Raw genomic sequence first — 22,744 nt, 5'->3', positions numbered from 1 at the left:
TTTCCCAATAACCGATTGCTATCCGATCCCGCTTCCCTAGAATTGAAAGTCCGCACAAGCAGTGCGAGAAGGAGAATGCGATGAAGATTTTGATAGTCGAAGATGAGAAAAAAACCGGTGAATACCTGACGAAAGGCCTGACGGAAGCAGGTTTTGTCGTGGATTTGGCGGATAACGGCCTGAACGGGTACCACCTGGCGATGACCGGCGATTACGATCTGCTCATCCTCGACATCATGCTGCCGGATGTAAACGGCTGGGATATCGTACGCATGCTACGTAGCGCCAATAAAGGCATGCCCATTCTTCTCCTCACTGCGCTGGGTACCATTGAACATCGGGTTAAAGGTCTGGAATTAGGCGCTGACGATTACCTGGTCAAACCGTTTGCCTTTGCCGAACTGTTGGCGCGGGTCAGAACGCTATTACGCCGGGGTGCGGCGGTAATTGTTGAAAGCCAGTTTCAGGTCGCAGATTTAATGGTTGATCTGGTGAGTAGAAAAGTCACCCGCAGCGGGGCGCGCATCACCCTGACCAGCAAAGAGTTTACGCTGCTTGAGTTTTTCCTGCGCCACCAGGGAGAAGTTTTACCCCGCTCGCTGATTGCCTCTCAGGTCTGGGATATGAATTTTGACAGCGATACCAACGCCATCGATGTCGCCGTTAAGCGTCTGCGCGCCAAAATCGATAATGACTTTGAGCCGAAACTGATTCAGACCGTGCGCGGCGTGGGATATATGCTTGAGGTTCCTGATGGCCAGTAAACGATGGCAACGCCCTTTTTCCCTGGCGACGCGACTGACCTTTTTCATCAGTCTGGCGACTATCGCTTCATTTTTCGCCTTCGCATGGATAATGATCCACTCAGTGAAAGTACATTTCGCCGAGCAGGACATCAATGATTTACAAGAGATCAGCGCCACGCTGGAGCGTATTCTTAATCAACCGAACGAATCTGAACCACGCCGACTGGAAACGCTAAAAAACGTCGTGGCGGGTTACTCAAACGTCATTATTTCTCTGGAAGATAGCAATCAGAAGGCTATTTTTCATTCACCTGACGCCCCGGATCTCCGGCAATTTATCGCCAGTGCAAGGCCGGATAAAAATGCCCAAGCCCGCGATGTCTTTATTATATCCGGCCCCATGCTGCAAACGCCCAAACATACGCACGGGCAGATGACATCATCAAACTGGCGCATGATTCGTTTGCCTGTAGGCCAGCTTGCCAATGGAAAACCGGCATATACGCTGTACCTGGCGTTATCGATCGATTTTCATCTGCACTATATTAATGACCTGAAAAACAAACTGATTATGACGGCATCGCTGATTAGCATGATGATTGTTTTTATCGTGCTGTTCGCCGTTTATAAAGGCCATGAGCCTATCCGTAATGTCAGTCGCCGCATCCAAAATATCACCTCGAAAGATCTCGACGTACGCCTCGACCCGCAAGCCGTGCCTATTGAACTGGAACAGCTGGTAAGTTCGTTTAATCACATGATCGAACGCATCGAGGATGTTTTTAAACGTCAGTCGAATTTCTCAGCGGATATTGCCCATGAGATCCGCACCCCAATCACTAACCTGGTCACGCAAACAGAAATTGCGCTGAGCCAGACCCGTAGCCAAAAAGAGCTGGAGGACGTGCTGTATTCCAATCTCGAAGAATTTGGCCGGATGTCGAAGATGGTGAGTGACATGCTGTTTCTGGCGCAAGCGGACAACAATCAACTGATCCCGGAAAAGACCGCGCTCAATCTGGCTGATGAGGTCAGTAAAGTGTTCGACTTTTTCGAGGCCTGGGCAGAAGAGCGTGAGGTTGGTTTACGCTTTGAGGGGCGCGAATGTTGGGTATCGGGCGATCCGTTAATGTTACGCCGGGCAATGAGTAATCTGCTTTCAAACGCCATGCGTTACACGCCAAAAGGCGAGTCAGTGACCGTGCGGGTGAAAGAGGCCGATGAACAGGTGCAGATAGTCGTTGAAAACCCCGGCCCGCCAATTCCTCCACAACATCTTCCGCGACTGTTTGACCGCTTCTATCGGGTAGATCCTTCCCGGCAACGTAAGGGAGAAGGCAGCGGTATTGGCCTTGCGATCGTGAAATCGATAGTCATTGCCCATCAGGGAAACGTTGCGGTGACATCTGATTCACATGCCACCCGCTTTATTCTGACGCTGCCCCAGCATGCAATTTAATCTTTAGTGACGACGGTTAAGTCATTCCTGTTCTCTGACTTAACCGTCATATTCCTGTCACGTCGCTGACAGCGTGCGCTAATTATAATTTCTTCCGTAAACCCACACAGGAGAAATATGATGAATAAGATGTCCTCTTTTTTAGCTATCGCGTTTTTTATCTCAGCGGGCGTTAATGCGGCAGAAACGTCATCCCATGCACAATCATTTTCACAAATGAATGAACATGAAAAAGCGATGGTAGTACATCAGTCGACAAATAATGCTCATTCCTATGCCCATGAGCAACAGGCGGAAAAACACCGTGCGCAGGCAAACAGTACGCAATAACGGATAACGCCAAAGGGCGCTGCGATCACAGCGCTCTCAAAAGCTGTGCGTTACAGTATGCCGTTTTAATACTGGAGTCAGGCATGGCTTTAACCCTCACGGTGTTGCTTGAAAACCGGCGCGCTGCTGGCGCAGATAAATCATTACGGGCAAAACCCGGATTAAGTCTGTTAATTCAGGATGAAACCACCAACATACTGTTTGATACCGGGCCGGATGGCAGCTTCATTCTAAACGCCGCGCAAATGGGGATCGACCTGACACAATTAACCGCCGTGGTGCTGTCACATGGTCATTACGATCATTGTGGCGGCGTCCCCTGGCTTGCCGATAACAGTCGTATTATTTGCCATCCTCAAATAGCCTGTGAGCGTTACGCGTCGATAACGCTTGCGGGAAAGCCGCGACAAATTAAAAAACTCTCCCGCGATAACGACTACTCTCGCCTGAATATGGAATACACCCGCGAACCGTTGGCGATTAGCGATCGTTTTTTGTGGTCCGGGGAAATTAGCGTATCCACACCGCAGGCCTACGGTGTTATTCACGAGAAAACACCTCAGCCGGATTACATCAGCGATGAAGGCGTATTGATCTATAAATCTGACCGTGGGCTGGTGATCATTACCGGTTGCGGGCACCGGGGAATAGAAAATATCGTCCGCCATTGCCAGAACATCACCGGCATTCGCAAAATTCACGCCCTCATCGGTGGGTTCCATTTACGCGCCGCCTCCCCCGCTAAGCTGTGGCGGACGCGGCAATTTATTAAGCAGCAGCAACCGGAAAAACTGCTCGGCTGTCATTGTACCGGTTCGTGGGGACGGTTGTGGCTACCGGGAACAAAAGCCCCGGCAACGGGGGATGTCATCGTGCTGGCGAACTAAAGGCGGTAAAACGTGGCCCACATCTGCATTAGAAAACGGGAACTTACGTTCCCCGTTTATCATTGACGACAATTATGCACGTAACCTTGATCTGGTCACTTATTATACAGAGACAACCTTGGGTACACTCAGGATAGAGGTAAACAAACAGGAGGTAGTGAATATGTATCGCTCAATTCTGGTGCCCATTGATATCTCTGAAGCCGATTTAACCCGCCATGTTGTGCCGCAGGTTCAGGCGCATGCCAAAACCGCCAAGGTCCATTTTCTGGCCGTTATTCCTACCGTTCCGTTCTATGCCTCGCTGGGGCTGGCCTACTCAAGCGAATTCCCGGATCGCAGTGGTCTGCAGGCCAAGGCCAGCGAAAAACTCGAAGAGATTGTTAAGCAATTCAACATTCCTGCTGGCAGGAGTCAAATCCACGTCGTTTACGGCCCACCGAAGGATCAGATCCTCAAACTGGCGGAAGCGGTTGACGCCGAACTTATCGTCATCGCCTCGCATAAGCCTGGTTTTAGCACCTACCTGCTGGGTTCAACGGCTTCTGCCGTAGTCCGCCATGCGAAATGTCCGGTGCTGGTTGTACGGTGACACTGGCTAACATAATAAAAACGGGAGTAAATTTACTCCCGTTTTTTTCCGACTAAGGTCAGCACTCAGTGCTGATTATCCAGCCTGACCAATGCCAGCAACAGCTGGCTCAGCGCACCATAAAACCCAAAATCATCATAGCGACAGCATTTAGCGGTGAATTCCGGTAACCAGCGTAACAACCCCGCCAGCGTTTCTCTGCGCAGCGCGTCAATTTGCTGATGACGCAAGCCAGCTTCAGCCAGTGAAAAATGCAGATGGCTCAGCAGTTCGACGAAAATCGCCAGGTGATCGGCTGACTCGCTAAACGTATTGCTGACCTGCATGCCCGCATCAGATAACAGTTGTTTAATGACGCCGTAGTTCGATCCCCCTTCGAGATGAGCCGACGCATAGGGTAACGCCGCGTGTTTGTCCGACATCAGAAACAGACTGCAAAAATCAGCTGCCAGTTCCAGAGTGACGTCTTCACGCATCTTAAGCGCCGCAATTTTTTCCTCCAGCAGAAGTACTTCCGCCTCAAGCGATGGCTCACTTTTTAGCAACGCAAACCACTCCGCCATTTCGCTGGAATGCAACTGTTCCAGGCTTTCGTCATCGCGCTCACGGGAAAACAACTGCGCCAGCCAGGCGTAAACGCAGGCCACCTGCTCTGGTGTCAGGGAAGAGTCTTTCATTATGACCTCCCCTGCTCTGCCGGAACATATTCGCACTGTGCCACCATTTTTATCGGGCCGCTGAATGCCGTCACATTCGCCAGCTTGCCGGTATATTTCTCGATTTCCACCAGCGCAGTATGGGCACTGGTGGCTTGTGCCAATTGAGACGTGCCGATATCTATCGTTAACACGTTCGGGTTGCCGTATTTGCACAGTGCCCCGATTTCTCCGCCGTTCTCCGGATCGTACCAGGCGCCTTCATGAATACGCACGACGCCTGGCGAGTAGAGATCGGAGACAACTGCCCCGGCGAGCACTTGTCCACGCGCATTAAATACACGGACGATATCACCATTGCGAATCCCTCTTGCACTGGCATCCTGCGGGTTGATAAACACCGGTTCTTTGCCACTTATCGCATAATGCTTACGTAGCGCTTCAGATTCACAAAGCTGCGAATGCAGACGGAAGTCCGGGTGGACGGATTGCAGATGCAGCGGCCAACGCTGCGACCCCGGTCCGCCGTGTGATCGTTCGATTTTCTCAAACCACATCGGATGCCCCTGGCAGTCGTCATACTGCATATCGGCAATAGTTTTCGAGAAAATTTCGATCAAACCGCTTGGTGTCCCCAGCGGCTCAAGATCGGGATCTTCGCGGAATGCCTGATGTCGAACAAACATCTGCGGATGCTCGAACTCAACGTACTCCTGCTGATTCCAGAAGACGTCAAATGCCGGGAGATGAACGCCGCGCCCTTTCCCCTGCTGGCTTCCTTCCTGCCAGATCCGCTTCAACCACCCCATCTCATCCAATCCTTCGGTGAAGGCCTCTTCACGATTAAAGCGGCGGCAAAGATCGCGGAAAATATCGAAATCATTACGCGCTTCAAATTGCGGCTGTACCAGCTGTTTCATGGCGATAATGCCGCGGTTAGAGTGGTTGCCATACTGGTCGAGATCGTTACGTTCAAATTGCGTCGTCGCAGGCAATACAATGTCGGCGAAGCGACAGGTCGAGGTCCACTGATTATCAATAGCGATAACGGTTTCCAGCTTGTGCCAGCCCTCAATAATGCGGTTGATCTGCTGGTGGCGATGAAAAGGATTGGTCCCGGCGAAAACGCACATCTTCAACGGCGGCAGTTTCACCGTTTTACCGTTCCAGTTAATTTGCTTGCCCGGCTCCAGTATCGCATCAATAAAACGTGCAATAGGGATGGTGCTGCTATAGCCCTTATAATCGGTGCTGTCATGTATCGGAGGAACGGTGGTGGAGCCAGAAAAACCACTCAGAATTACCCCCTTACGGCCTGGCGTACCCGCGCCGTTATAGTGCCAGCCAAAACCAAAGCCCCCGCCGGGTAAACCGATTTGTCCGAGCATTGAAGCCAGCACCACAATCATCCACGCCCATTGCTCCCCATGCTGCATGCGCTGGACGCACCAGCCGGCAATAATTTGCGTTCTCCCCCCCGCCATCTGCCGTGCCAGTTCACGAATCGTGTCGGCATCGATCCCACATATCTTTTCCGCCCACAGGGCATCTTTAGGCTGTCCGTCACTTTCTCCCAGCAGATAAGGCAGAAACTGTTCAAACCCCACGCAGTAGTTATCGAGAAAATGCGGGTCATAGAGCTTCTCGGTATAGAGCGTGTGCGCCAACGCCAACTGTAGCGGCACATCAGCCTGCGGATTTACGGCAATGTGTTTAACTTTATCACGACCCAGATAGTCATGAGTCGAGGTGACGACCGGGTCAATACTGATGACAGAGATCTCGCCACGCGCCACTTTTTCCTTCAACTGCTCGTAGTATTCATAGACATCATGATCCGGACACCACCAGTTCGCCTGCTGGTTTTTGATCAGATCGGAGCCCCACAGCACAATGGTTTTGCTGTTCTTCAACACCAATGGCCAGGAGGTTTGTTGCTCATACACCTCCATTGACCCCACCACCCGCGGCAGGATCACCTGAGCGGCGCCGGTGGAATAGTCTCCCCCGGTACCCACGCTGTTGCCGTGCAGCGCAATGGCGCGCGCCAGCATGCCGGAAGCATTATGGAACATGCCGGTTGATTGCCAGCCGCTGGCCGTAAGCAGCGCGCTTGGACCATAGGTCTTCTGAATGCGCTCCAGCTCCTGATAGAAGAAGTCCAGCGCTTCATCCCAGGAAACGCGCACAAAGCGGTTATCGCCGCGCTGTGTGGTATCGCTCTGGTGTCGTTTACGTAACCAGTCAACGCGCACCATCGGATAACGGATACGCGCGCCACCGTGCACATGATCCGGCAGTCCGGCGATCATTTTGGACGGGTACTTATCACGCTCAAACGGCTTCGCCTCGATAAAACGCCCATCAACCACGGTGGCACGGATTGCTCCCCAGTGAGAACCGGTCAAAATTCCCTCTTTAACACCCGTTCCCTGTACCCCGGCGGCACTGGCGCTACGCGGTGTGAGTAGAGAGGGGCCTAACATACCGGCTACGGTCAAACCGCCCAATTGCAGCAGGAAACGTCGGCGAGATGCCTGAAAGAGATCGTTATTTTTCATTGCTTTCTCCCGTAGCGCTATGTGGCTTGTCGGTGGTGTCAGAGGCATTCATCTGCAGATATTTCAGCAAGGTACGTTCTTCGCGTTTATCCAGACTGGTAAACCCAATCATGCCGTTCAACGTGCCAATCCAGCCGTTGGCGTCAAAGTGTTCTTTCTCTGGGGCGCCGTGGCACTGGTTACAGGTTCCGTTATAGAGTGAGTCGGCATAGGCCCAAATCGGCTTGATGTCGTTAACCATATCGCCCTTGTGCATCCAGGCGGTGGCTTGCAACTTACTCCACGGCGTATTCGTTTCCGCGACGGTGGTTTGCTCCAGCATTTTCACGTGCTGCTGGATATCACCGCGAATAGAAGCCACAAAAATGCGCTTACCCGGCAGTTGCGCCAACACGCGCTGACGTCCGTTACTCTCGGTCCAGCCCACAATTTCGATTTGCAGCCAGTCGCCGTCACGCTTTAACACTTTGACTTCAGAGGCGGGCAGCAGTGAGCCTGCGGGTTCTTTATCACCTTTCGCGGCATACAGAGGTTTGATGTCAAGGGAGTAGAGCGTATCGCCATCATCATTCGCACTGGCGCGAAGCGCATCAAACTGCTTGCGGAAACCGCTGCTCATGTCGGGAAGTTGGTGCGCAATGCCTTTATGGCAGTCGATACAGGACTGGTTATCCTTCGCCGCAATTTTCATCTGGCGTGCGGCTTCAGGATGCTGTTTAGCATGGTCCATCGCATCATAGTTATGACAGGAACGACAGGTTGCGGAGTTGTTCTCTTTCATTCGCGCCCATTCGCGCTCCGCCAGCTCGGCGCGTTTGGCTTCGAATTTCTCAGGCGTATCAATAGAGTGGGCAACAAAGGTCTGGTAGATATCGTTGCTGGCCTCCAGCTTACGTTTCACCATACCAGGGATATCTGATGGAATGTGGCAATCGTGACACTCTGCGCGCACCCCGGAGGCATTCTGAAAATGCACCGACTGTTTATATTCTTCATAAACCGGCTGCATGCTGTGGCAACTCACGCAAAACTCGGTTGAACTGGTTAATTTAATGCCAACGTGCGGTAAGACGATCAGCGCGATGCCGACCACAATTCCGATAACGACCAGCGCCAACACTGACCAACGTGCGCTCGGTCTGAGCAGCGCCCTCCATAGTTTCCGCATAATAGCCCCTGTAATTATATGGTTTAGTTACAGAGGATCTTATTTCCCAAATGTGAACAGCAACACTGGTCAGGATGAATGGCTTACGGCACAATGTGAACAGATATGAACAGAAAGAGACAGCAACCAGGATGTCGCATCACATTGTCATTGTTGAAGATGAGCCGGTCACCCAGGCGCGGTTACAGGCTTACTTCGAACAGGAAGGTTATCACGTCTCAGTCACCGCCAGCGGAGCCGGTCTGCGTGAAATCATGTCGCTACACCCTGTCGATTTGATTCTGTTAGACATCAATCTCCCGGACGAAAATGGCTTAATGCTGACGCGCGCCCTGCGCGAACGCTCAACGGTGGGCATCATTCTGGTGACGGGTCGCAGCGACCAAATTGATCGTATTGTGGGCCTGGAAATGGGCGCTGATGATTATGTCACTAAACCGCTGGAGCTACGTGAACTGGTGGTTCGGGTGAAAAATTTGCTCTGGCGGATCGATCTTGCCCGCCAGACGCAGCCGGAGACCAAAGACAACTGCTATCAGTTTGCCGGATATTGTCTGAATGTCTCCCGCCATACCCTGGAGCTTGGCGATGAAGCCATCAAACTCACCCGCGCCGAATATGAAATGCTGGTCGCCTTTGTCACTAATCCGGGGGAGATTCTCAGTCGGGAACGCTTATTACGCATGCTTTCCGCACGACGGGTAGATAATCCAGACTTACGCACCGTGGACGTTCTGATCCGCCGTTTGCGCCACAAGCTGCGGGCCGATTTGCTGGTGACACAGCACGGGGAAGGCTATTTTTTAGCAGCCGATGTGTACTGATACAGATAAACAGGGCGAAATCCGCCGGGTGACAGTGAGCGCTGAACATGCCGGCTGTCCGCATTTTTCGACGTAAGCACGAGGATCGGCGGACTGATATTTTCCGGCACCGACTGCCCTTGCAACACCCTGATAGCCTGCTGAATCGCCAGTTCGCCTTGCCAGACCATTTGATCGCTGGCAGCCATAATAATTCTTTCGCGTTTAAGCCCGCGATAAACCTGATGCGACAAATAAAAAGAGACCACGGTCAATGGCGTTCCCTGATTACGTCTCTCCCCCATCGCCGCTTCTGCCGCAATTGCCGTACCGGCAACCACATCGGCATCCGGGTGACGCTCAAGCATCTCCTGCAGCAGGTTACGCTGTATTTCAATATCATTATCACCCAACGCCATATCCACAATCTGTACCTGACTACCGGCAATCGCCTGGCGGAATCCATCCACCATTTCGCGGCTGCCGCCCGCGTCATCAGGGCCTGGCAATAATAAAACTTTTAGTGGTCTGCTACCGCTCCATTTAACCAGATAGCGACCTGGCTGATACCCCATCTGGAACCACGGCACCCCAACCCGGGCTTTGACCGTCGCGTCATGTATCGCATTCACCACCTCAATAACCGGCAGCGTGCCCACCTGCGCCTGCAAATCCGGAAAAGTTGTCGTGCTACTGCCTAACAAAATGGCATCCGCGCCCCATTGCTGACACTGAGCGATTTGTGATTTTTGCGTGCTAAACTGGCGATACCCTCCCGCTTCAAACACCTTCAGGCTTACCCCATATTTTCTTGCGGCCTCAAGCATGCCGTAATTTACTGAAAGCCAATAGGAATCCTTCAGACTGGGATACAACGCGCACAGTTTCCATGCCTTGTTTGCCGTCACGGTCAGTTGCGATTGCGGGACAGCCTGCTGCGTACCCTGCCAGCGCAGCAATAGGGACTCGGTCGCGTAACCCAGACCGGGAAAAAGTGTGATCAGCAGGAAAAGCAATACGCGCATGATAGCCTCATCATTGATAAGGCTTTATCCTAGTTGCTTTCCTCTTTTGGACTCAACCTTTTTAATCTGTGGCGACCAGACAGTGAATTTATCTCTGACCAAACGACTGTGGATTGGCTTTGCGCTGATGGCGGCACTGACCCTCATCAGCACGCTGGTAGGCTGGTATAACCTGCGTTTTGTCAGCCAGGTTGAGCAGGCCAATACTCAGGCGCTTATCCCGACCATGGATATGGCGCGCCAGCTCAGCGAAGCCAGCGCCTGGGAACTGTTTGCCGCGCAGAATCTGACCACCGCAGATAATGAAAACATGTGGCTGGCTCAGGGACGGATGTTAACCGCCCAAAGCCTGAAAATAACTGCATTACTGAAAACCCTTCGTGAGCAGGGCTTTGACACTTCGGCCATTGAACAACAGGAAAAAGAGATCGCCCAGTCGTTAAGCCATCAGGGGGAGATGGTTGGCGAGCGTTTGAAGCTACGCGATCAACAGCAGCAACTCAGCCAGCAAATTGTTGAGGCCACCACAGACGTAGCCGAAATGGCGCGCGGACAGGCCAATAATGCCGCCACGTCTGCGGGCGCTACTCAGGCAAGTATTTATGATCTGATCGAAGGCCGTCAGGGCCAGGCCGCTGAACAAGCGCTGGACAGGCTCATTGATATCGATCTGGAATATTATAATCAGATGAACGAACTGCGTCTGAGCGCGTTACGGGTGCAGCAAAGGGTGATGAATCTGGGGAATAACCAGGCGCAGAATAACCTGGCGGCGCTGGAAACCCAGCTCAATGCCGCCGTCAGAGTGCTTCACCGCCGACAAATTCGTATTGAGGATCCGGTGGTACGCGCTCAGGTTGCCAATACCGTCGATACGATTGGCCGTTATGTTGATCTGCTGGCCCTGTATCGTCAGGATAATGACATCACCACCCGGTTACAGATCTTATCGCAGAACAATATCGAGCAATTCACCCGTTTCAGTAGCGAAGTCAGTCAGTTGGTGGACATCATCGGCCAACGCAACCAGACCGGACTGGCGCATCTCAAACAAGCCAGCCAGCGCGGGCAAAACCTGTTGTTGCTGTTGAGCGGCGTCTCATTATGCCTGTTGATTCTCATTCTTTGGCGTGTGGTTTATCGCTCAGTCACCCGTCCGCTGGCACAGCAGACGCAGGCGTTACAGCGCCTTCTGGAAGGCGATATTGATTCCCCCTTCCCGGAAACCGCGGGTGTTCGCGAACTTGATACCATTGGTCGTTTGATGGATGCCTTTCGTACCAGCGTTCATACGCTCAATAGCCATCGTGAGCATCTGGCTGCTCAGGTTAAAGCTCGCACCGCAGAGCTTCGTTCTCTGGTATATGAACACCGACAAGCGCGCGCTGAGGCCGAAAAAGCCAACCAGGCGAAATCGGCGTTTCTTGCCGCCATGAGCCATGAAATACGCACTCCGCTGTATGGGATCCTTGGCACCGCGCAATTGCTCTCAGACAATCCCGCTCTGGCGCAGCATCGGGATAATTTACGCGCCATCACCGACTCGGGCGAGTCTCTACTGACCATTCTTAACGATATTCTGGACTATTCCGCCATCGAAGCTGGTGGTAAAAATGTAGCGATCGGCGATGAACCTTTTGAACACAAACCCTTGCTGGAAAGTTCGCTTCAGCTAATGCACGGACGTGTCGCGAGTCGCCCCGTCGAGTTGGTAGCGGAATTTGCCGATGACGTGCCCATTGCCCTACGCGGCGATCCGCGGCGCATCCGACAAATTATTACTAACTTATTAAACAACGCACTACGCTTTACCGATCATGGACACATCATCCTGCGTAGCCGGCGTGAAAACAAAGACTGGTATATCGAGGTTGAAGATACCGGATGTGGGATTGCCCCCTCCCGTCAGCGCGATATTTTTCAGCCGTTTGTACAAGTCAGCGGCAAACGTGGAGGAACCGGGCTGGGACTCACCATCAGCGCAAGTCTGGCTCAGGCGATGCAGGGAGAATTGAGCGTTACCAGTACACCCGGTGTCGGGAGCTGTTTTCGACTGCGTTTACCATTACGCGCGGCCGCAATGCCCATGGTTGAATCCATCCAACACAGGGTATCGTTACAAGGTTTGCGTTTATTACTTATTGAGGATAATCCTCTCACGCAGCACATCAGCACGGAAATGCTCACTCTCAATGGTGCGCAGGTCACCGCTGCCGACAGCGCTGCTAATGCGCTAAAAATATTGCAGAAAGATGCTCGTTATGACGCTGCCCTGGTTGATTTCGATCTGCCGGATATCGACGGTATCACGCTGGCACAACAGTTAATCCGCGCGTATCCAGGGCTTAACCTGATTGGCTTTAGCGCGCACGTTATCGACGAAACGCTTAGCCAAAGAACCAGCGCCTTGTTTCTCGGCATTATTCAAAAACCGGTCCCCCGGGATGAACTCAGTCGGCTGATTACCCATTATCTGCGCGATAACGAAGCCATTTCGCAACCCCCTGGGGGGGAAAGCGCACGGTTGGACACTCAACAATTGGCCGACGATATCCAGGCCATGGGAGTACAAAAAGTACATGAATGGTTAGCACTCTTTAAGCAACATACCCTGCCTTTATTAGATGACATTGACGCTGCACGCGCAGAAGGCGAATACGAGCAGCTAAAACGCCTGGCGCATCAGCTCAAAAGCAGTTGTGCCAGCATGGGAATGCGCTCAGCCAGCAAGATGTGTGCAGCGCTGGAACAACAGCCGTTTGCGGATTTTTCACTCAGAGAGGAAGTGCAACGCAGTCTTAATGAAGTAGAAATATGGCTGGCGAAGGAAAAGTCGTAGCGGTACGCAGAAGCTAAGAATTGGGGCTTACGTTGAAATGGTACGCCCTGTAGGATTCGAACCTACGACCTACGGCTTAGAAGGCCGTTGCTCTATCCAACTGAGCTAAGGGCGCATTGTGAAGTGATAACTTCATGCAGAGAAACGCGTGAATTATACGGTCAGCGCTTGCTGAGTCAATGCCTTTTGTTTCAGTTGCTGGTGAAGTGTACGAATGTTGATTTTTTCTGGTCGTTCAAGGGTATCCAGGAAATCACCTGGTAACAACTCAGCCCGCATAGCGCCAGATTTAAGGATACATGTATTTAGAATATTTATGATTTTGCTTAACATTCCCTTACCCTCTTTCCAGCGGTTCAGGAACTCTTCAATGTTAAGTATCGCCATCAAGGAAGAAAATAGTCACTTCGAACACGGGCTGAAAATCATTATTTCCCATCTGGCAAGTCAGTGGCATCAGGAGATTAGTTTTTTGCCTGTCGAGGAGATCGATCGCGCCGACATCGCGTTTATCTCACTGGATGAAGATTGGCTCAGCGCCGAATGCTATCAGGTTCCGGTTCACACCAGGCGCCAACACCGGGTGGTGATCTGCAACAGAAACGATAAAGATAAGCTGATGTTCCGGCCCTGCCTGTACATGTTGCCGCTGATCTATCGGGAAGATGACGTTGACGAGATCACCAAAAAATTAGTCCTCATCTTGCAAAAACGCGCGTTACGCAACAGCGTACCGGCGACTATCTGCCATTACTGCACCACCCGCAACTTTTCTATTGCAGAGCGCCAGTTCTTAATGTTTCTTGCCAGCGGATATACGTTAGCCGAAACCGCTCACCTGCTCTCAATCAGCGATATCCATGCCAAAGCAACCCGTCGCAGCATTATGAAAAAGCTGCACGTGAAAAACGATCAGCAATTCTTAAGATACATCCGTGCGCATCTGAACTTTCTACAAAATTAGGTGGAACCTCTCCGCCTAATTTTTTATTGAGAAATATCTCACCATCAATTAAGTATCGGCTCCTACTGTACCTGGCAGCTGACTGCCAGAATAATCCAGTCATACAATTCATGAGGTAACCGAAAGGTACACCCGGTAATATTTTAACTAACCCCAGAGAGAGGTTGAACTGGATAAAACGATCTTTTGGGCATTGAGTAAGACATCAGAAAACTTCCGGCAGATTATTCTGATGGGATACTCAATTGCCAGTCTGGTGATTGTTGAAGACATTGAAACCCAACGGCACAAGGGAACTCACCGTCGCGCTGGAAAAATTTGGGTCAGGGATGTTTGTTGTCAGCAATTTATCCAGAGCTGCCGCAACAGAAATGGAATGGAAACGGATGCACAGCGCAAAACGCCGGGAACGACATCGCCGTATACGAAACGCTAACTGTACCCATCAATATCCCCACTGTACCTCACAAGTATTCGACCAAATCGAGTATCTGGCGCAAAAAATCGAATACACCATACCGGGCGATACTATATCTCAGGCGATTATTACAGGAGACTATTATCTTGCCTATACACTGAGCCGCCATTTATTCTCAGGCACGCGCACCGCGATCTTCCGGTCCATTGAATCGGCGCTGGTCTGCCTGCAAAAGTCGGTCATTAGTCAGTTAGTGGTTGATATGGAAGGCTTAACAAGCTCTTACTTCGATATTCTTCAGTGCCTGCGCCAACTACTTAAACAGCGGAATGATATCCAAATCTTCATATTGCTTTCCAGTCATGATGAAGATCTTAAAACCTTTATATCACTGTCTGGCCCATTTTATATCTTATCACGCAGTCTACACCTCCCAGAGATGCGTCAGGCGTTATTATCCCCGGTGCTAAATTATATTCATTCGAGGCGCATAAAGCAGGTCGATTGGGAGATGGTGACCTTACTTTTACAAGGTAACTCCTTAAAAAAGATTGCTCAGTTACAGACACAACCCTACCACCGCATCATCTATCGCCTGAACCAGTTGATTACCCGCCTGGGATTACCAAACCGGCAGCGCTTTTTGCATCTGATACATCGTCTCAACGTTACCTCTCATCATTTAATTTAACACCATAACCCTATGTCCAGTAAGATTTTTTAGGAAATTACTTATTTTAGCATGAGAAAATTGATCCAATTTTCACAAATATTTAATATTTACAACTATTCCTGGTATTATAGATACCACCTCTTCCACACTTAACCTTACTGTTTCTGCGTACATCGCTCGAAAATAGTGTTCCCGCTGACTTAACAAAACCTAAACAATTAGCTTATTGTATCGTTTTTACTATTTAAAATAAATTTTCAATCTGCCATAATTCGAACCGCAGATAAATAATGCCAATAGTCATTAACACATCTGGATCTTTCAGAACATCCTAACTGCCATTAACGTTCGGGATGTTGTAAGTCTTTTCCGAAAGAGCGGAGCAGGTATAATCCTCACTGTTTCCTGATTAATTGTTAGTTTTTCCAGTGTGAAATGGATGTTCCACAAATTCATTGTTCTGTAGAAGAACAACCGAATAAACAAGGACGAAATAGTATTTATTCGATTCTCCTCAGAACAACTCTTGGCTATTTGACAATATTATAACGCCTGATGTTTTATCAAATTCGCAAGATACGCAAACAGTTTGAGGCATACAACAATGAAACCAGCATCCGTTATCATTATGGACGAACACCCTATTGTCAGAATGTCGATAGAAGTACTCCTCGAAAAAAACAGTAATATTCAGGTTGTGCTGAAAACCGATGACAGCCGCGCGGCAATAGAACATCTACGCACGTACCCTGTCGATCTTGTCATCCTGGATATTGAACTGCCTGGCTCTGATGGCTTTACATTACTCAAGAGAATAAAATCATTGCAGGAGAATACTCGGGTGCTATTTCTGTCTTCAAAATCTGAGTCTTTTTATGCCGGGCGCGCTATTCGCGCTGGGGCAAATGGTTTTGTCAGTAAACGAAAGGATCTAAATGATATCTACAATGCGGTAAAAATGATTTTATCAGGATATTCTTTTTTCCCTTCGGATACACTGAACTTTATTAACAATGTAAATGTGCAAAAAGGTGTATTAAATGATATGCCGCTCTCTAACCGCGAGGTGACGGTTTTACGTTATCTGGCAAACGGGCTATCCAACAAGGAAATTGCTGAGCAGTTGCTACTCAGTAATAAAACGATTAGCGCTCACAAAGCTAATATCTACTCCAAGCTCGGTTTGCATACCATCGTTGAACTGATCGACTACGCCAAAATGCATGAATTAATGTAACAACACTCCCGGCGAGGTGTCGTTCGGGAGTGTTTTGTCAGCGCAATGATCAGTTATAGTTAATCATAAACGTGGCATCGGCCCTGGCGACCCCGGGCTGCACCCCATCAGCCAGCGCGATATAGTTGGCAAAAAAAGTCAGCGTGGCATTGCCATTCTCATCAATACCGACGGTCTGGCTGGCCTGCTCAAGCGGCAATCGCGTCCGGTCGCTATCGCGCAGCTCAATCGCCACCTTTTGCGCCATAAGCGCGTTATCGAGCGCCAGTAGCGTAGTACCTGGGGCCGGGGTCCCGGAGAACGTTATCGACGCGGATCCCGGCGGACAGCCTTCAAGCTTCAGCGTAAACGAGACCGGTTGGGTGGTGTCTCCGCTGTTCTGTAACTGCTTTGTCGGCCAGGTGCCTAAATCAACCGACTTATTGCTGTCGCTGGCAATCACCGCGCAGGTAAAATCCACCACGTTACCGCGCAGTTCAATATTGATTTCTCCCAGCGACGAGGCGGCCTGGCATAACGCGCTGAATGCCAGCATCGGCATAATCGCCAGAAATGCCCATGCGGCGGGCTTTTGCTTATTAGTCATAGTCCACTCGCAGATAGCCACGGGCAGTAAAAGGTCCTTCCGTGGGTTTATTACCCGTCACGCTGACCGGCCATGTCCGGATCCCAACACTCGCCGCGGCGTTGTCGTCCAGTTGAAATGGAATAGTGCTGGACAGATTGTTAGGCGTTAGCGGATTACCGCTGCTGTCGGCAACAATGAAACCTAAATCCGGGTTGTTTGAAACCATCATTTGCCCGGAGGCTTTCTCCGCTTCTACCCGCATGGTCAAGTAGGCCTGAGCGGCAACGTTGGTGCATTTTATGGCCACCGTTTTAGTCTGCGGATTGATGCCTTCGGGCTTGTTGCCCGCGCCCGCCTTGCTAAACAGCGATGCGCCAATATCGCCAAAATCAAACTCGACAATCTGCCCGGCGTTCACTTCGCAGTTTTGTGGAACCTCCACCTTACCGCTGTAGCTAATGGTGTAAACCGGCGTACTCAGCGCATCTCCGGTACTGGTGGTGACATAGACTCTGAACATCGTCTGCCGGGGAATAGGCACCATGTTAATAAATGAGCGGATCACTTTGAGTTTAAACACCAGCTTTGAATCCATTACGCCAAAAGGTTGCTGCTTCGGCACGTTAGGGTGAGTCCCCATGCGGATATAGTTACGCGGGGGATAAAACAACCCGGCGTAACTGTCGGTGATGCTCATAGCCCCCAGCAGGTAGTCATTGAGTTTCAGGTACTGAAAACCGCCCTCGGTACTTTGAACCGGAAGTTCAGTGACATAGCTTCGATAGGTATAATCCACCGTCGTCCCTGCCGGACAGGTGGCATTGACGCCAATCCAGCCTGATTTTTCCGGCAACGTCACCACCTGTCCCGGCTGGTTGTTGCTGCTGTTAAAGACATTCGACAGATCGTAAAAAACATCCGTTGGTGTGCCATTCGAATTTTGGCAGACCGTTGCCCAGGACGGTTGCGCCATCAGCAGTAACGCGCTTGCCAGTAACAAACCTGTTTGTCGTTTCATCGTATTATTCCTGTCGTGCCGCTGGCGATTCGCACGTCACATTCGTGAGCGTCACCGCCTGTTTCAGGCTCTCTTCAGGCAAGGCATAATGCGCCAGGCAACGAGCTTTTGCGCCTTCCCCCCATTGGATCAGCAACTCGCCTTTAAGCGGCAGGCCGCTCAGGTAAATTTGCCCGTCTTCACCCACCATACTGGTCACGCCGCTGGTGTTTTCACGCACCACGGAGCCAAATGGCACAGGTTTACCGGCATATTTCGCCGTCATCAGCGCCCGCACACCGATACGTGTATCAAACGCCGCTCGCACCAATGCCCCTTGCGTTGGCACGACGCTGCTGACGTTGTTTTCCACATCGGTATTGTTATTCATCGAATTGGTGTCTAACGCGACGCGGTTATAGCGATAGACGGTGGCATACGGCATCACCGCGTATCCACGCCAGTCGGTCTGCACGCCGGTCTGGTTTTCTATCCGCACACCCTGAGCGCCTGGCGCTTTGATCAACACATTGGTATCGCCGAGCGGCTGACTAAGCGTAATGCCGTCCTCATGCCCTATCACACCGCCGGCGAGCTGCCAGTTGTAGTCATGCTGGTCGCGGTCGTAGTTGTATCCCACGCCCAGCGTGCCATAGGCCGCCTGCCAGTTAGCGCTGGCGTTTCCGCTGTAACCATTAGTACTGCTGTGACCCTGATTCACGCTATAGCTCAGGTTACGGCCATCCAGCAACGTACCGCCGATCCCGCTCTGCCAGCTATTTTGTCCGTTGCTATTGCGGTTGGCATTAAAGGTGGCGTAGGTGCGATCGAAGGCATTATCACGCGAGTAACGCCGCCCGCTCAGCAGGCTGAACGGGATTGACATATTGAACGCCATAATGCGGTCGGTGTCGGAGATGCCGACTGATTCATTCCACGACCAGGAGAGTGAATAGCTAATCCCCTGCCAACCACTGGCATAGCCCAGTTGATACCAGGTATTGGTGTCTGAGGTATTCCAGTACGTTTGCTGGCTACCTGAGATATACAGCGATCCGTAATCCCCCAGATTCTGCGAAATGTTGATCTGAAAACGGCCTTTCTTGCTGTAGCTCAGATTGTGGTAACTCTTCACATCCGGCACGTCGTGGCGATTGCCTTCGCTGTCGTATTCGTACTCATAGCCTTCCATACTGCGATACGCGACGTCGTCGAGGGTATAGAAGCCACGCGTAGAGTAGCGGTAGCCCAACAGCTGAAAGTTAGTGCCAAAATTGTTCAATGACTTCGCATACAGGAAACGCAGAGACTGCCCCTGGTGCGTACTGTCATCCGCCAGTTGGCTGCGCGCATGGGTTAAATCGACGGAAACTGCCCCCCAATCCCCCAGATTTCGGCCAGTACCTAAAACTACCGCAGTGTAACGTGAGGCTAACTGCGTACCACCATAAGCGGTATACCCCTCTGGTAACCCGGCGATTAATGTTCCCTGGAAAAAGAACGGCGAGGATTGCTGGCTATTGCCGCTGCGAAAATCCCCGGCAACCACGTCATACTTGAAACGCCCTTCTCGCTGTAACAACGGAACCGTGGAGTACGGCACTGTATAGCGCTGCTGGCTACCGTCTTTCTCATCCACCGTCACCTCAAGGTCACCGCTGGAGGAGGTCGGGTTAAGATCGGTTATCGCAAAAGCGCCCGGTGAAACATAGCTTTGATAAATCACGTAGCCATTCTGACGAATAGTCAGTTTCGCTGCAGTACGCGCAATGCCACGTACGGTAGGCGCGTAGCCTTGTAAGCTGTCGGGATACATGCTGTCTGAGGAATAGAGTCGCGCGCCACGAAAACCGATGCTGTCAAAAACGTCATTTCCGGTATTGCTGTCGCCCATCACCAGTTCACCCTTCAGCGGGATAACCGCGCGCTGAAGCCATGTACCGATGTTTTTCCAGCTTTGTGAATGGTATCCGTCACCTTTGGAATAGCTCCACGCACCGTTGTTCCTTAGCCGCCAGGGTCCATAGTTCAGGCCACTCAACATGCTCAGGAAATAGCTGTCAGTATCGCTCCCACGGCTACCGGTAAAGTTATAATTAATCAGCGCCGCCGGGATCCCTTCATCCCATTCGTCCGGTGGAATGTAGCCGCGCGCGCTGTTTAACATCGACGCCTGCGGCAAACTGATGTTTAAGCGCAAAGTAGAAAAATCAAAGGCAATTTCACTGCCGGGAATCGCCTCAGGCAAATTGATACAGGTCGCGTTCGGATCCTGACTGAGTGCCGGAAACGCGGCAATATTAACGCCCAGGCGTTTTACCCAGTCGAGTCCAAAGCATGGCATCAGTCCGCCAGACTTCTCCCCTGCCTTTCCCGCACTGCTGGCAAAATGAATGTCCTGGGTAGCAACGAATTCATCATTGCGCCAGATATCCACACGATAAACGCCTTCAGGCTGATGATTACCTTTTTCAAAACGTGATAAATCCGCCACGGTTGCCGTATCCGCAGATAAAAATGCCGGATTGAAATAGCTTTCCCCATGGCTTAAAGAGGGAAAGAGCGCCGCCAGCGTGGACAACGCCACCCCCGCCAGCGGTGGCGTAACCCCCGGTAACAGGTCAGGAAAATACGTTGTCTTATTCATCGTTATCTCAACGCACGCTTACCGTTTGGGCGGTGGTCACCGCGCCATAATCATTGACCGTCTGGAAGGTAACGTTGCCCTGTACGCCCGTTGGCAGCAGCACCTGCGTATCGCTTTTTGGCGCAACCATGACGTTATCGATCTTCGTTTTCCCCACAGTGAGGTTGACCAGAGTGACGTAATACGCAGACGGATTGTTGATTTTCAGGTGGTTACCGGAACGGGAAAACTGCAGCATGCCGGGAGCATCTTCCGGGATGTGCGGCAGATTATTTGGGCGGACAAAAAGTTTAATGCGCGACAAAATCGCCAGTTGCAGAACGTTTTTACCCTCAAGGCTGTTCTTGTTGACTGACGGAATGGCTTTCACGTTCATCCAGAACAGCGATTCACGGTCTTTTGGCAGCGGCGCGCCTGCGTAGATGATACGCAACGTGTTTTCACTTTTAGCCTCACTGACAAACAACGGAGGCGTCACGACAAACGATTTTTCTTTAACCCCTGCGCTATTCTCGATCCATGAATTTACCAGGTAACGTTCTTTGGTATCGCTATTGCTAATAGACAGCGAAGTTTGCTTGGCATCAGCTGGATAAATAACACGGGTAGCGCCTAATGCAATGCCGCCGGCTGCCTGCACACTGGCAGCAGAAAATAAGGCCAGTAAAAGGATAAAACCTGATTTTAGATTATTAAACATAGCTACAAATACCTTTGATGCGATTATCGTTGGGAAATAAATCAGGGATAAACCAACGTAAACCACACGTCTGAACGAAGTATTCCCGGTGTGATATTTTCCGAGACGGCCCGATAGCGAGCAGTGAAATGAAACGTCATCTCTTGGGTGATAATCGGCGCGTAATGAAGCGGTAGCGCATTAGGAATTATTTGCCGTTGTCGCTCGTCAAATAACGCCAGACCAACCCCAGAAGATGCAGACGCATCGCCGCTGGCCAGAAAAACCTGCGGATCTTCCGCTGGCGTCACACCGGCAAACGCAATCCCGACGTGGTCATAAACATCAGAACTGCACGATGTTAATCGCAGTGAAAACGGTACGCTGGTAGAGGCAAAGCTTCCCGTTCCGGAGAAGGCATTGGTACGATATTGCCCCATTTGCACCCGCAAATTCTGGCTGTCGGTGGCGACCGTACAGGCGCCGTTAACGAGCTGTCCCCGTAAGTGGAGGCGTCCGCTTTCCAGTATTACCGTATGAGCAAGCGCAGGCATTACGCACAGCATTCCCGCCAGCGCCACGCCTTTCCCTATCATCTGCCGCATCCTTTTTCATCCCCGGATATTGCCTCATCCAATGAGGCGAACATCATCCTTGCGCGAATCTGAACGGCTTATTCGTACTTCATGATAAACGTCGCGTCGGCATTCGCCTGACCCGGCGTAGCGCTGGTCGCGGTCGCTTTATAACGGGCAGAGAAACGCAGGGTGTTGGTCCCTTCTACCAGCGCCTGAGCGGTAGAGAAGGTTGCTCCATCCGGCTTCAGCGCGGTGGACGTATTGTCCAGAATTTCAATCCCTACACCGCCCGCGGTAGTGCTGTTATCCGAGGAGGAAACGGCCAGCAGGTTATTGTTAGTGATGTCGGTCTGGCCAGAGAAAGCAACCGCGGCGGTCGCAGCCACTTTCGGGTCGCAGTCGTTCAGTACGATAGTGAACGGGATTTGTGCCGTGGTATCACCGACTGCAGTAAAACTGGCGGTACGATACTGGCCTAACGTAACAACCTGATCGGATGACTGAGTGCTGACGGCACAGGCTGCATTGACCAGTTCACCTTCAAAATGAACAGTACCGCCGCTAACGCTTACCGGATCGGTCGCCGCCGGATCGGCCGCAACCGCTGCGCCCGCAACTAACATCAGGCTGGCAATAACAGAAGAGGCTATTAATTTACGTTTCATGGATTTCCCTTGAATTACACACATCCGGCTCCGGCGTCCTGCGGGATCCGTTTGAATCATTATCGACATTAAATGTCAGGCGAATTATCTCTGCATCCTGTAAAGATATATATCGCAAGAGAATTAGCTAACCTTTACCCAACTCTCCGAGTATTTGATTCACTAATTAATCTTCGCGAATATGACTATTTCGTCACAGCATTAAATTAAACATTTAAATTAATGAAAAATACCTGCAAATCCTTTTAATGG

The 22,744-nt window shown here is 51.1% G+C and carries 21 protein-coding genes and 1 tRNA gene; 10 read left to right on the top strand and 12 right to left on the bottom strand.

What is annotated here, in order from left to right; translation table 11 throughout:
* The first annotated feature begins 80 nt into the window (after positions 1-80).
* From cusR to uspF, 5 genes are all read left to right on the top strand, one after another.
* Positions 81-764: a copper response regulator transcription factor CusR gene (gene cusR, locus FOB24_RS08290; protein WP_038638530.1), complete on the top strand. Its 684-nt coding sequence runs from the start codon at positions 81-83 to the stop codon at positions 762-764.
* Entirely contained in the window at positions 754-2,205 is a 1,452-nt protein-coding gene (locus FOB24_RS08285) for a Cu(+)/Ag(+) sensor histidine kinase (RefSeq protein ID WP_150344765.1), read from the top strand. Before cusR ends, FOB24_RS08285 begins: the two co-directional genes overlap by 11 nt.
* Positions 2,206-2,325: 120 nt before the next feature.
* Positions 2,326-2,535, top strand: a complete 210-nt coding sequence (locus FOB24_RS08280; RefSeq protein WP_150345568.1) for a hypothetical protein — start codon at positions 2,326-2,328, stop codon at positions 2,533-2,535.
* Positions 2,536-2,618: 83 nt separating this feature from the next.
* Positions 2,619-3,422, top strand: a complete 804-nt coding sequence (locus tag FOB24_RS08275; RefSeq protein WP_150344764.1) for an MBL fold metallo-hydrolase — start codon at positions 2,619-2,621, stop codon at positions 3,420-3,422.
* A gap of 163 nt (positions 3,423-3,585) precedes the next feature.
* Complete coding sequence (uspF, locus tag FOB24_RS08270; protein ID WP_038638520.1) at positions 3,586-4,014, top strand: universal stress protein UspF; 429 nt, start codon at positions 3,586-3,588, stop codon at positions 4,012-4,014.
* A gap of 65 nt (positions 4,015-4,079) precedes the next feature.
* Here uspF and torD read toward each other — a convergent pair whose 3' ends face one another.
* Genes torD through torC form a run of 3 tightly spaced genes read right to left on the bottom strand, consistent with a single transcriptional unit; the run spans position 4,080 to position 8,399 of the window.
* The gene (gene torD / locus FOB24_RS08265) at positions 4,080-4,694 is read right to left on the bottom strand and encodes a molecular chaperone TorD (RefSeq protein WP_121529997.1); all 615 of its coding nucleotides are present in this window, start codon (positions 4,692-4,694) and stop codon (positions 4,080-4,082) included.
* The gene (torA, locus tag FOB24_RS08260) at positions 4,691-7,231 is read right to left on the bottom strand and encodes a trimethylamine-N-oxide reductase TorA (protein ID WP_150344763.1); all 2,541 of its coding nucleotides are present in this window, start codon (positions 7,229-7,231) and stop codon (positions 4,691-4,693) included. Before torA ends, torD begins: the two co-directional genes overlap by 4 nt.
* The gene (torC, locus tag FOB24_RS08255) at positions 7,221-8,399 is read right to left on the bottom strand and encodes a pentaheme c-type cytochrome TorC (protein WP_079225109.1); all 1,179 of its coding nucleotides are present in this window, start codon (positions 8,397-8,399) and stop codon (positions 7,221-7,223) included. Before torC ends, torA begins: the two co-directional genes overlap by 11 nt.
* Before the next feature lie 131 nt (positions 8,400-8,530).
* Here torC and torR point away from each other — a divergent pair, with 131 nt between their 5' ends.
* Positions 8,531-9,223, top strand: coding sequence for a two-component system response regulator TorR (gene torR, locus FOB24_RS08250; RefSeq protein ID WP_087857091.1), 693 nt, complete (start codon positions 8,531-8,533; stop codon positions 9,221-9,223).
* On the opposite strand, the gene torT is transcribed toward torR, so the two are convergent.
* On the bottom strand, positions 9,196-10,227 hold the full coding sequence (gene torT / locus FOB24_RS08245; protein WP_087857090.1) for a TMAO reductase system periplasmic protein TorT: 1,032 nt from the start codon (positions 10,225-10,227) through the stop codon (positions 9,196-9,198). The two genes, torR and torT, sit on opposite strands and share 28 nt — an antisense overlap.
* Positions 10,228-10,309: 82 nt before the next feature.
* Here torT and torS point away from each other — a divergent pair, with 82 nt between their 5' ends.
* The gene (torS, locus tag FOB24_RS08240) at positions 10,310-13,066 is read left to right on the top strand and encodes a TMAO reductase system sensor histidine kinase/response regulator TorS (protein ID WP_223851238.1); all 2,757 of its coding nucleotides are present in this window, start codon (positions 10,310-10,312) and stop codon (positions 13,064-13,066) included.
* Between the two features lie 38 nt (positions 13,067-13,104).
* On the opposite strand, the gene FOB24_RS08235 is transcribed toward torS, so the two are convergent.
* Together FOB24_RS08235 and FOB24_RS08230 are read right to left on the bottom strand one after the other, a co-directional pair.
* Positions 13,105-13,181 (bottom strand) — tRNA-Arg (locus FOB24_RS08235).
* A gap of 38 nt (positions 13,182-13,219) precedes the next feature.
* Entirely contained in the window at positions 13,220-13,399 is a 180-nt protein-coding gene (locus FOB24_RS08230; RefSeq protein WP_069324008.1) for a hypothetical protein, read from the bottom strand.
* A gap of 37 nt (positions 13,400-13,436) precedes the next feature.
* Here FOB24_RS08230 and fimW point away from each other — a divergent pair, with 37 nt between their 5' ends.
* The 3 genes from fimW to fimZ all read left to right on the top strand — a co-directional run bounded on the left by fimW (position 13,437) and on the right by fimZ (position 16,358).
* Positions 13,437-14,030, top strand: coding sequence for a fimbria biosynthesis transcriptional regulator FimW (fimW, locus tag FOB24_RS08225; protein WP_085047585.1), 594 nt, complete (start codon positions 13,437-13,439; stop codon positions 14,028-14,030).
* Between the two features lie 386 nt (positions 14,031-14,416).
* Positions 14,417-15,139 carry a fimbria biosynthesis regulator FimY gene (gene fimY, locus FOB24_RS08220; protein ID WP_087857088.1) on the top strand — a complete coding sequence of 241 codons (723 nt, stop codon included), beginning with the start codon at positions 14,417-14,419 and terminating at the stop codon, positions 15,137-15,139.
* A gap of 586 nt (positions 15,140-15,725) precedes the next feature.
* Positions 15,726-16,358, top strand: coding sequence for a fimbria biosynthesis transcriptional regulator FimZ (gene fimZ, locus FOB24_RS08215; protein WP_038638509.1), 633 nt, complete (start codon positions 15,726-15,728; stop codon positions 16,356-16,358).
* Between the two features lie 49 nt (positions 16,359-16,407).
* Here fimZ and sfmF read toward each other — a convergent pair whose 3' ends face one another.
* The 6 genes from sfmF to fimA all read right to left on the bottom strand — a co-directional run bounded on the left by sfmF (position 16,408) and on the right by fimA (position 22,492).
* Positions 16,408-16,944 carry a fimbria assembly protein gene (sfmF, locus tag FOB24_RS08210; protein WP_150344762.1) on the bottom strand — a complete coding sequence of 179 codons (537 nt, stop codon included), beginning with the start codon at positions 16,942-16,944 and terminating at the stop codon, positions 16,408-16,410.
* Complete coding sequence (fimH, locus tag FOB24_RS08205; protein ID WP_038638504.1) at positions 16,937-17,944, bottom strand: type 1 fimbria D-mannose specific adhesin FimH; 1,008 nt, start codon at positions 17,942-17,944, stop codon at positions 16,937-16,939. Before fimH ends, sfmF begins: the two co-directional genes overlap by 8 nt.
* A gap of 4 nt (positions 17,945-17,948) precedes the next feature.
* Positions 17,949-20,570, bottom strand: a complete 2,622-nt coding sequence (locus FOB24_RS08200) for a fimbrial biogenesis usher protein (protein WP_150344761.1) — start codon at positions 20,568-20,570, stop codon at positions 17,949-17,951.
* A 7-nt stretch (positions 20,571-20,577) separates the two neighbouring features.
* Positions 20,578-21,270, bottom strand: a complete 693-nt coding sequence (gene fimC / locus FOB24_RS08195; RefSeq protein WP_038638498.1) for a type 1 fimbria chaperone FimC — start codon at positions 21,268-21,270, stop codon at positions 20,578-20,580.
* Positions 21,271-21,311: 41 nt separating this feature from the next.
* On the bottom strand, positions 21,312-21,845 hold the full coding sequence (gene fimI / locus FOB24_RS08190; protein ID WP_087857085.1) for a type 1 fimbrial protein subunit FimI: 534 nt from the start codon (positions 21,843-21,845) through the stop codon (positions 21,312-21,314).
* Positions 21,846-21,922: 77 nt separating this feature from the next.
* Positions 21,923-22,492, bottom strand: coding sequence for a type 1 fimbrial major subunit FimA (gene fimA, locus FOB24_RS08185; RefSeq protein ID WP_038638492.1), 570 nt, complete (start codon positions 22,490-22,492; stop codon positions 21,923-21,925).
* Between the last annotated feature and the right edge of the window lie 252 nt (positions 22,493-22,744).

Origin of the sequence: Citrobacter werkmanii, assembly GCF_008693645.1 — a bacterium.
GTDB lineage: Bacteria > Pseudomonadota > Gammaproteobacteria > Enterobacterales > Enterobacteriaceae > Citrobacter > Citrobacter werkmanii.
This window is presented reverse-complemented; position numbering and strand designations above follow the sequence as displayed.